We start from the raw sequence: 1,304 nt of genomic DNA, 5'->3' as shown, positions 1-1,304 counted from the left end.
TGATAGCGGGCCTGGTTGTAATGCTCGACGAAGGCTGCGACCTGCCGTTCGAGATCCTCCGGCAGGTAGTAATTCTCGAGCAGGATGCGGTTCTTCAGGGTCTGGTGCCAGCGCTCGATCTTGCCCTGCGTCTGGGGATGGTAAGGCGCGCCACGAACATGCTGCATGCCCTTGCCATCGAGCCAGGCGGCAAGGTCGGCCGAGATGTAGGACGAACCGTTGTCGCTCAACAGCCTCGGCCGGTGCGCGACAGTGATCCGGTCGAGCCCAGCCGCCGCCAGCGCCAGATCAAGCGTGGCGGTGACGTCGTCGGCGCGCATCGTGGCGCAGAGCTTCCAGGCGACGATATAGCGCGAGAAGTCGTCGAGGACGGTTGAGAGATAATACCAACCCCAGCCGGTGATCTTCAGGTAGGTGAAGTCGGTCTGCCAGAGCTGGTTCGGCGCCGTGGTCTTGTCCTTGAACTCGGACGCCGCCTTGATGACGATGTGGGCTGGGCTGGTGATCAGGTCATGCGCCTTCAGCAGCCGATACACCGAAGCTTCCGAGACGAAGTAGCTCTTCTGGTCGGTGAAGCGCACCGCCAGCTCGCGCGGACTGAGTTCGGTTTCGCGCAGCGCCAGTTCGATGATCTCGGCCCGGATCGTCTCGGGGATCCGGTTCCAGACGCGATCGGGCCGCGAGCGGTGATCGGCGAGCGCCTCGATCCCGCCGGTGCGATAGCGATCATACCAACGATAAAACGTGGCGCGCGGGATGCCGAGCTTGTCCAGTGTGCGCCGCGCCGGCAGGTGCGAGGCCTCGACCAGGCGGATGATCTCGGCCTTCTCGGACGCGGGATATCTCATGTGTCGTCCTCCCCATCCGCCAGCATGCTTTTTTTGAGCAGGCGGTTTTCCAGGGTCAGATCGGCCACGGCCTCCTTCAGGGCCTTCGCCTCACGGCGCAGTTCCTTGACCTCGTCGGATGTCGCTGCCCGTGCCGTGTCACCGGCCAGCCGGCGCTTGCCGGCGTCGAGGAACTCCTTCGACCAGCCGTAATACATCGACGCGGCGATCCCCTCGCGCCGGCACAACTCGGCGATGCTCTCCTCGCCGCGCACGCCTTCCAGCACGATGCGGATCTTCTCTTCGGCGGAAAACTGCCGGCGCGTCGCGCGCCGGATGTCCTTCACCACCTGCTCTGCCGGAGCTTTCTCCGGCACCGATTTCTGTCTCATCTGCGCTCCTGAATGGCTGCGATGATCCAGAAATCCTCCCTTCCCGAAAATCCCGAATCTGTCTCAAGGGCGCTGACGGCGGACA

At 63.7% G+C, this 1,304-nt stretch carries 1 protein-coding gene; it reads right to left on the bottom strand.

The annotated features are described in order from the left end of the window. A protein-coding gene (locus IED13_RS28470) for an IS3 family transposase (RefSeq protein ID WP_191126137.1) occupies positions 1-1,219 on the bottom strand; the annotation gives its coding sequence in 2 pieces (ribosomal slippage) (positions 1-883 and positions 883-1,219; 1,220 coding nt annotated over the 2 pieces). This gene is flagged as partial in the annotation. Between the last annotated feature and the right edge of the window lie 85 nt (positions 1,220-1,304).

Source organism: Allobosea spartocytisi (assembly GCF_014764685.1).
Lineage (GTDB): Bacteria > Pseudomonadota > Alphaproteobacteria > Rhizobiales > Beijerinckiaceae > Allobosea > Allobosea spartocytisi.
This window is presented reverse-complemented; position numbering and strand designations above follow the sequence as displayed.